This is a genomic window from Acetatifactor sp. (assembly GCF_982438285.1).
Window position 1 is genome coordinate 1 of the sequence record NZ_CEWDFQ010000108.1, and the last position, 8660, is coordinate 8660.

Genomic DNA, 8660 nt, shown 5'->3' on the forward strand with positions numbered 1-8660 from the left:
CTTTGTACTTTTGGTATACGGATGACTCCATGACCAGCTTTATCAACAGCGCGGCAGTTTCCTTCGGAGAAAAAGAGGGAGTGCGGGTGATTCCCATGCTGACCTCGGACAGCGAATATTTAGAGGCCGTGAACGAGGCGTCCCTGTATTCCAGGCAGATTCCCGACGTTTATGTGATCAGCCATGACGCGCTGGAAAAGGCTTATCTTGCGGGATTGGCCGTACCGGTGGAGGATGAGCAGAATATCTGTAATGAATCTTATTTTCCCCCATCAGCGCTGGCGGCGGTTTCCTATCAGGGTAAGACGGTAGCTTACCCCTTTTTCTATGAGACCAGCGCTCTTGTGATAAATATGGATTATCTGGAACAATGGGCGCTGCAGCAGGCGAAACGGGAGCTGACGGGAGCGGATGTGGATGCCGGGGAAGGCGCCCAGGAGATTTCCCAGGAGGCTGTGGAGGCTTTAGACCAGGCGGTTTTGGCCCAGAAAACCCAGGAATATCTGGAGACGGGCATTCCCCAGACGGTGGATGAAATTTTGAGCATTGCGGATACCTTTGACGTTCCAGAGGGTGTAGAAGGCATTATGAAATGGGACGTGTCCGATATCTTTTACAACTACTGGATCGTGGGGAATTATATGATCGTAGGGGGAGAGACCGGGGACGATGCAGGCAACATCAATATCAACAATGAGGAGGCTGTGGCCTGCCTTGAGGTATACAAAGCGTTAAACCAGTTCTTTTACATCGAATCGGACACGGTAACCTATGATTCCGTAATACAGGATTTTATCGATGGGAAAACGGTATTTACCATAGGTACCACAGATGTGGCAGAAAGGCTTAAGGAGGCAAGGGCAGAGGGAAGCCTTGGCTTTGAATATGGAATTGTGCCCATGCCCGATGTAAGCGGTGAGCTGAAAAGCCGTTCTCTTTCTGTAACCAATGGGGTGGCTGTAAACGGGTATTCCCAGCATAAGGAGCTGGCAAACCGCTTTGCTGCCTATCTGGTGGATGAGTACGCCAATGAGCTGTATGAGAGAACCGGAAAGGTGTCAGCCAATTTGACGGTGAATGAGGACAATACAGCCCTCCAGGCTTTTATGGAGGAGTATGCGGAAAGCATGCCTCTGCCTAAAATGATGGAGACAGGAAATTTCTGGATGCAGCTTGAGATTTTGTTTTCAAAGGTGTGGAATGGAGAGGATGTGGCGGCGCTGGTACAGCAGCTGGCGGATCAGATCACCTCTCAGATGAGCGCGGGCTGATGGAATGCGGTTTTTATGTATAAATTACCAATCATGGGAAACGCTATGGATATCTGAAAGAAAGGCGGTTTTTTCCATGATTGGTTTTTTGATTGCCCTGATTTCCGGGGCGCTTATGAGTATTCAGGGAGTGTTTAACACACAGGTTACAAAGGCCTCCAGCATTTGGAGCGCCAGCGCCTTTGTGCAGTTTACTGCTCTTTTGGTCTGTCTGGGAGCCTGGCTTTGCACAGACAGAAGCTCTCTTTTGAATGTGTGGCAGGTGCAGCCCAAGTATATGCTGTTTGGGGGCGCCATCGGAGCCTTTATCACCTATACGGTGATTAAGAGCATGGATGCACTGGGGCCTGCAAAAGCGGTGATGCTCATTGTGACGGCCCAGCTGGCAGTGGCATATCTGATAGAGCTTTTCGGGCTTTTCGGCACAGAAAAGCAGCCCTGGGAGTGGAGAAAGGCTTTGGGAATGGGAATTGCCATTGCAGGCATTATAATTTTTAAATGGAAATGAAAATCTCACTTGTAAATTGGGGGCAATTCCTTTACAATAAATACAATCAGCATAGAGAGGCAATCCTTTGATTTTTCGGAAGATACCGGAAAGGAGGAGGACTATGGTGAGAAATTGTTACAAGAAAATGCGGACGGCTGTGATGGGAATATTGCTGTGCGCTTTTTTGAGTGGATGCACAGGAGACGATGTGCTGGCTATTGTCTCTGAGGAGGAGACGGCCAGCGGGGACAATCAGGCCAAAGAAGAGACTGGAGAAGCCTTTGCGGAGCGTGAAGGCATAGATGGGCAGGAGAGCCTTCTTTATGTCCATGTGTGCGGAGCGGTGAAGGAGCCGGGAGTGGTGGCTTTAAAGGCCGGAAGCCGGGCGGAGGATGCGCTGCTTGCGGCGGGAGGCTTTCTGGAGGAGGCTGATCAGAATTATGTGAATCTGGCTGCCCCTGTGGAGGACGGAGAGAAGCTGTATTTTCCCACTGTGCAGGAGGCTGCAGAGCTTGCAGATGAGACGGAAGCTCTGAAAAAGGGGCTGGTGAATATTAACACCGCAGACGCACAGGAGCTGTGCACGCTGCCGGGCATCGGTTCTGCCAGGGCCGGGGACATCATAGCCTATAGGGAAAAAAACGGCGGCTTTGAGCGCATCGAGGATATCATGAAGGTGTCCGGCATCAAGGAAAGTGTTTATGAGAAGCTGAGGGATAAAATAACAACGGATTAGTGTGAGAAAGGATTGGCGGATATGGCGGTTAAGAGAGCGTTGGTTGTAGATGACGAAAAACTGATCGTAAAAGGGATACGTTTCAGCCTGGAGCAGGACGACATGCAGGTGGACTGTGCCTACGACGGCGAGGAAGCGCTGGAGTATGCCAGAAACAATCAATACGATATCATTCTGCTGGACGTAATGCTGCCAAAGCTTACCGGCTTTGAGGTCTGCCAGCAGATTCGGGAATTTTCCAATGTGCCCATTATTATGCTGACGGCAAAGGGCGATGACATGGATAAGATTCTTGGACTGGAATACGGTGCGGACGACTACATTACCAAGCCCTTTAACATTCTGGAGGTGAAGGCGCGCATTAAGGCCATCATGCGCCGGGTGGAGCCTAAAAAAGCGGCGGGGGAAGCGGCAAAAATCGTGGAAAGCGGAGATCTGCGCCTTGACTGCGAGGGCAGAAGGGCTTATATCGCGGGAAAGGAGATCGGCCTTACCGCCAAGGAATTTGAGGTGCTGGAGCTTCTTATGCTCAATCCAAACAAGGTCTACAGCAGAGAAAGTCTGTTAAAGCTGGTGTGGGGAGCGGATTATCCCGGAGATGTTCGTACGGTGGACGTACATATCAGAAGACTCCGGGAAAAAATAGAAGAAAACCCCAGCGAGCCTAAGTACGTGCACACCAAGTGGGGGGTAGGCTATTATTTTTTGAATGCATAAGGTGGAGATGAACGGTAAATTTTTAAAGAAGCTTAAGGAGCTTTTGCTGCTTAAGAGCTTGAAAGCCCGGATCTTTGTGATTATTCTGGCAGTGGGCATTGTGCCCAGCGTTTTGATGCGGTACGGGATTGTGGAGAATTACGAAGAGCGGGCGGTGGAAAATCGCATTGCCACTGTCCAGAACCAGCTGATGATCGTGGCAAACCATCTGGTGAGCAATAATTATCTTATCAATTACCGGTCGGAGGATCAAAGCTACCGCACTTCCAGAGAAGTGATCAATGCGGAGCTGGAGATGCTTTCCAATCTGTATGAGGGCCGGGTCATGATTATCAACGGCAATTTTGAAATCATAAAGGATACCTACGGGATCAGCGAAGGCAAGACCATTATCTCCGAGGAGGTAATCAAATGCTTTCAGGGAGAAACCACGTCCCACTATGACAGCGAAAATGGCTATATTGAGCTTACCACACCTATCGTAGATTCCACGGCGGAGCAGGAAAAAAGCGGCTCCACTGCGGTGAAGGGAGTTATGCTTACCAGTATTTCCAGCGAGAGCATCTCCTCTACCATGGACACATTAAACCGCAAGGCTGTGATACTGGAGGCCCTTATGATTATGGGCATTGTGGCCCTTGCCATCATACTTTCTGCAGTGCTTGCCAGACCCTTTAACAGGGTCACGGAGGCCATCAATGAGGTGAAGGAGGGCTTTAGTGATGAAAGCATTTCCGTATCCGATTACGTGGAGACTGCCCACATTGTAGACGCTTTCAATCAGCTGCTAAAGCGCATGAAGGCGCTGGACGACTCCAGACAGGAATTTGTGGCAAACGTGTCCCATGAGCTGAAAACGCCCATGACCTCCATAAAGGTATTGGCGGACTCCCTGCTTGTACAGGAGAATGCCCCGGCAGAGCTGTACCGGGAGTTTATGGAGGATATTGTCTCTGAGATCGACAGGGAAAACCAGATTATCACTGATCTGCTGACGCTTGTAAAGATGGATAAAAAGGTACAGGATATGAATATCGTATCCCTGGATATCAACGAGCTGACGGAGCTGATCTTAAAAAGGCTTCGTCCCATAGCGCGCAAGAAGGATGTGGAGGTAGTCTTTGAGAGTGTGCGCCCGGTGGTGGCGGAGGTGGATGAGGTCAAGATGACGCTCATTATGACAAATCTGGTGGAAAATGCCATCAAATATAACAAGGAGCATGGCTGGGTGAAGGTTGTTGTGGACGCGGATCACCAGTTTTTTACCTTTTCTGTCAGCGATTCCGGCCTGGGGATTCCAGAGGAATCTCTGGCGCACATTTATGAGCGTTTTTACCGGGTGGACAAATCTCATTCCCGTGAGATCGGAGGCACCGGGCTTGGACTGGCCATCACAAAGAGCGCTGTGCTGATGCACAGAGGCTCCATCACGGTGACCAGCACGGAGGGAGAGGGCTCCTGCTTTTTGGTCAAAATACCGCTGACCTATATTGCACAATAAACGAATGGGAATTTTTATGAAAAAATGGAACAGTATTCTGCTCTTTTTATTCTGCCTGCTGGTTCTTGGCGCCTGTGGAAGAAAACAAGAGAGCGGCGAAAACATTTATCAGGTTTACTATGTGAGCAATACGGAGACAAAGGTGGAAATGCACGAACACCAGATGCAGGGCACAACCACAAAGCAGCAGCTGGATGAGCTGATAGAATGTCTGTCCACCATGCCGGAAAAGCTGGAGTATAAAGCGCCCTTTGCCATGGGCTTTTCTCTGCTGGACGTTTCTCTGGAGGAGGAGAGGGTGCTTTTAAATGTGGATGCGGCCTATAAGGAAATGCCGCCCACAACTGAGGTGCTGGTCAGAGCGGCCATTGTGCGCACGCTCACTCAGATTCCGGAGATCAGCTATGTGGGAATTAACGTGGAGGGAGAGCAGCTTTACGACAATTTGGAGAATCCAGTGGGATGGATGAGCGCAGACCAGTTTATTGACAATGACGGCAATGAAATCAATACCTACGAGCTTGTGCGGGTAAGCCTTTATTTTGCCAGCGAAGGTGGAGACAAGCTGATCGAGACCTACCGTGAAAAGCATTACTCCACTAATACGCCGCTGGAGCGTTTTGTGGTGGAGGAGCTGATTGCGGGACCAAGCGGCCAGATTGAGGGAGTGTATCCTTCTGTCAATCCGGATACGAAGATTATCAATGTAATGACCAGAGACGGTATCTGCTACGTAAATCTGGACGAGACCTTTCTGACAGTAGTAAACAATGTGCCTACGGAGATATCCATATACGCAGTCGTCAATTCCTTGGTGGAGCTTTCCAATATAAACAGAGTGCAGATTCTTATCAATGGAGAGGTTCCAGCCTCCTTTGGCAGCGCTGCCTATGAGCGCAATCTTGACATGGTGACCACACTGGAGCCTTAAAAGGCAGGAAGGAAGGGCAGGATGAAAAGACCCTTGCTTATGATATGCCTGTGCCTGGCGCTGACAGCCCTTGTGCGGACCAGGGGGAGTGGTCCGCCCGGGACCCTTGAGGCTTTTTTGGAGGCCTTCGGGCAGAAGGGCCGGGAAACGCTTGCCGTCACAGGACGTATTTATCAAAAAGAAGATCAAAGCATTTATCTGAAAAACGTATCTATTCTGATTTCAGCTGCAGGTCAGCAGCAGGAAATTCCTTTAACGGAAAATATAATATGTGAATGGGAGGAAAAAGAGCTTCTTCCCCTGGGCAGCGCTGTTTTGCTTTCGGGCAAAATAGAGCCCTTTTATGCCGCATCCAATCCGGGGGAATTTGATCGGAGGCAATATTATAAAACCCTGGGAATTGGAGGCAGGCTGTCAGAGGGGAGGCTTCTGGCAAAGGGTGAAAGCCATTGGGCTGTGGCAGAAGCGCTGTACCAGCTAAGACAAAATTGGAAGGAGAGATTGTATTCTATTATGCCCCCAAGGGAGGCGTCTGTGATGAGCACCATGCTGTTAGGGGATGATTCCGGTCTGGACCGGGAAATCAAAGAATTATATAAGAGGAATGGAATTGTGCATATTCTAAGTATTTCCGGACTGCATATCACCCTGATCGGCATGACGCTGTATCGTCTGCTCAGGCGCATGGGAATGCCAGTCTGGCTGGCAGCCCTGGCAGGCAGCGGCATTTTGATTCTCTATGGCATTATGACGGGGCTTGGGGTGTCTGCCTTAAGGGCTATCGCCATGTATCTGATTCGGATGCTGGGAGAGATCCTGGGCAGAACCTATGATATGCTTACCGCCCTGGGAGTGGCGGGAGCAGTTACGCTGCTTTTCAATCCTATGTATTTGTACCATGCAGGATTTCTGCTCTCCTATGGAGCTGTGCTTGGCATGGGAGTCTTAAAGCCGGCGCTGTTTGGGGGAGAGAGAAAGCAGAAAATAAAAAGGTATGAGCCCGGGAAAATAAGAAGGGTCCTAAAGGGAAAGCTTTATCAAAAAATCCAGTGGGCCTGGGAGTCCATGGAGGCCAGCGTCAGCGTAACAGCGGCCACCCTTCCGGTTCTTCTGTGGTTTTACTACGAGGTGCCGGTGTATTCGGTTTTTCTCAATCTGCTGATACTGCCCCTTATGGAGCCCATCATGCTCACCGGAATTTTGGGAATGACGCTTCCCGGCATGGGTTTTTGGGGAGAAATCTGTGCCTTGCTTTTAAAGGGATATGAAAGACTCTGCTGTATCTTTGAGGGGCTTCCTTTTCATACCTGGAATCCGGGGCAGCCAAAATTCTGGCAGATCGCAGTCTATTATCTGCTGCTGTGTGGAGCCGCAGCGGCGGGGAAGGGGAGGCTTCGTGGAAAAGCAGCAAAGGGGCTGTGTATCTGCGCCGGGCTTTTGGTGCTTTCCCTCTCCGGGCTGCCAAAGGACAAGGTCACGTTTTTAGACGTGGGACAGGGGGACTGCATCTGCATTCAGACGGCGGCGGGACAAAATTATTTGTTTGACTGTGGCAGCAGCAGCCGAAACGGCGTGGGAACCTATGTGCTTGCGCCTTTTTTGAAGCGACAGGGGGTATCCCATGTGGACGCTGTTTTTGTCTCCCACCCAGATTCGGATCACACAAACGGGATAGAAGAAATTTTGAAGGAGGGACAGATTACTTTTGGGGAGCTGATACTGCCGGATATTGAGGAAGTCAAAAAGGAGGAAGCCTTTGCGGACCTTCTTGCTGCAGCTGGAGAGTGCCCTAAAAATCCCCCTGACATAAGATACATAAAGGCGGGGGATTCCTTTACAAGCGGAAAAATGACCGCTCTCTGTCTCCATCCTCCAAAGGGCTTTTCCGGAGAGGATGCAAATGTGTATTCTCAATGCTTTTATGTGAAATGGGAGGATGGGCCGTTATCCCTGCTGCTTACGGGGGATACGGAAAAGGAAGGAGAAGCACTTCTTTTAGAGCAGCTGAAGAGCCGGGGAATTGAAAAGGTGACCATACTTAAGGCCGCACATCACGGTTCTAAAAACGCAACAGGAAAGGAGCTGCTTTCCAGCCTTTCTCCACAGCTTGCGGTGATTTCCTGCGGAAAAGAAAACAGCTACGGACATCCTCATGAGGAGGTGCTTAGACGGCTGGAAGAGGCGGAGGTCCAAATCCTGCAGACGCCTCATACGGGAGCTGTGACAGTAACCTGTAAGAGAGGAAAAATTCTGATTCTTTCACAAAACTGATAGAATCAAAAGCTCCACGCTGAGAATATCGTTCATGCGGCCCGTTTTTACCGCCTCCTCCGCCTCTACGCACCGGCGCACAGCGCCCCTTAAAACGGAGGTCTTAAAACGGGCTGCCTGGGCCGTATATTTTCCGGCAATAAAGGGAGGGACGCCGATTTTGGAGCCGATGGTCTTGTTATCGTAGCCCCTTGCCTTCAGCTCCTTGGTCTGCAGCAGCAGGTTACATTGTCTGGCGATGAGAAATAAAATGCGCATGGGGGGCTCCTTTAAGGCCAGAAGGTCATAGTAGAGCTCCAGGGCCTTTTGCGTCTGCTTGTCCGCGATGGCGTTAACCATATCAAAAATATGATTGCTGATACGGCTGGTGCACACCGCTTCCACATCCTGGGCTGTGACCACGTCCCTGTCCATACAGTAGCAGATCAGCTTTTCCAGCTCCATCTGGATATTTTCCATATCCGTTCCTGTTTTGGACAAAAAAAGCTGCATGGTGCTTTCCGTGATTTTCTTTCCTTCTCTGTTCAAAATACCCGCCGCCCAGCGCATCAGAGAATTTTCATCCTGCAGGCCGAATTCTGCGGCGTATCCCTTAGACTGTACTGTTTTATACAGCTTGCTGCGCTTATCCACCTCGCTTTCCGTGAAAACGAAATAAGAGGTCTCATTTGGCGCGCTTAAATATTCTGCCAGCTTTTCTCCTCCGGACTTAAACAACCCGCTGTTTTTGATGAAGAACACAC

General features: G+C 50.1%; 8 protein-coding genes. 7 read left to right on the plus strand and 1 reads right to left on the minus strand.

Annotated elements, in window-relative coordinates; translation table 11 throughout:
* From AC1WIP_RS07080 to AC1WIP_RS07110, 7 genes are all read left to right on the plus strand, one after another.
* On the plus strand, positions 1-1271 hold a 1271-nt coding region (locus AC1WIP_RS07080), incomplete at its 5' end, for a sugar ABC transporter substrate-binding protein (protein WP_481141190.1).
* Positions 1272-1347: 76 nt separating this feature from the next.
* Positions 1348-1779, plus strand: a complete 432-nt coding sequence (locus AC1WIP_RS07085; protein ID WP_481141191.1) for a DMT family transporter — start codon at positions 1348-1350, stop codon at positions 1777-1779.
* A 103-nt stretch (positions 1780-1882) separates the two neighbouring features.
* Entirely contained in the window at positions 1883-2497 is a 615-nt protein-coding gene (locus AC1WIP_RS07090; RefSeq protein ID WP_481141192.1) for a helix-hairpin-helix domain-containing protein, read from the plus strand.
* Between the two features lie 21 nt (positions 2498-2518).
* The gene (locus AC1WIP_RS07095; RefSeq protein ID WP_318704569.1) at positions 2519-3214 is read left to right on the plus strand and encodes a response regulator transcription factor; all 696 of its coding nucleotides are present in this window, start codon (positions 2519-2521) and stop codon (positions 3212-3214) included.
* Between the two features lie 7 nt (positions 3215-3221).
* Positions 3222-4715, plus strand: coding sequence for a sensor histidine kinase (locus tag AC1WIP_RS07100; RefSeq protein WP_481141193.1), 1494 nt, complete (start codon positions 3222-3224; stop codon positions 4713-4715).
* A gap of 16 nt (positions 4716-4731) precedes the next feature.
* Positions 4732-5646, plus strand: a complete 915-nt coding sequence (locus AC1WIP_RS07105) for a GerMN domain-containing protein (protein ID WP_481141194.1) — start codon at positions 4732-4734, stop codon at positions 5644-5646.
* Between the two features lie 21 nt (positions 5647-5667).
* Positions 5668-7917: a DNA internalization-related competence protein ComEC/Rec2 gene (locus AC1WIP_RS07110; RefSeq protein ID WP_481141195.1), complete on the plus strand. Its 2250-nt coding sequence runs from the start codon at positions 5668-5670 to the stop codon at positions 7915-7917.
* Here AC1WIP_RS07110 and holA read toward each other — a convergent pair.
* Positions 7906-8660 (minus strand): DNA polymerase III subunit delta (gene holA, locus AC1WIP_RS07115; RefSeq protein WP_481141196.1); only part of this gene is annotated, 755 nt, incomplete at its 5' end. The genes AC1WIP_RS07110 and holA overlap by 12 nt on opposite strands.

What these genes read in the sequence shown, in the direction of transcription:
- AC1WIP_RS07085 (WP_481141191.1), top strand. Translation starts at nt 1,348, where the DNA reads ATGATTGGTTTTTTGATTGCCCTGATTTCCGGGGCGCTTATGAGTATT.
- AC1WIP_RS07090 (WP_481141192.1), top strand. Translation starts at nt 1,883, where the DNA reads ATGGTGAGAAATTGTTACAAGAAAATGCGGACGGCTGTGATGGGAATA.
- AC1WIP_RS07095 (WP_318704569.1), top strand. Translation starts at nt 2,519, where the DNA reads ATGGCGGTTAAGAGAGCGTTGGTTGTAGATGACGAAAAACTGATCGTA.
- AC1WIP_RS07100 (WP_481141193.1), top strand. Translation starts at nt 3,222, where the DNA reads ATGAACGGTAAATTTTTAAAGAAGCTTAAGGAGCTTTTGCTGCTTAAG.
- AC1WIP_RS07105 (WP_481141194.1), top strand. Translation starts at nt 4,732, where the DNA reads ATGAAAAAATGGAACAGTATTCTGCTCTTTTTATTCTGCCTGCTGGTT.
- AC1WIP_RS07110 (WP_481141195.1), top strand. Translation starts at nt 5,668, where the DNA reads ATGAAAAGACCCTTGCTTATGATATGCCTGTGCCTGGCGCTGACAGCC.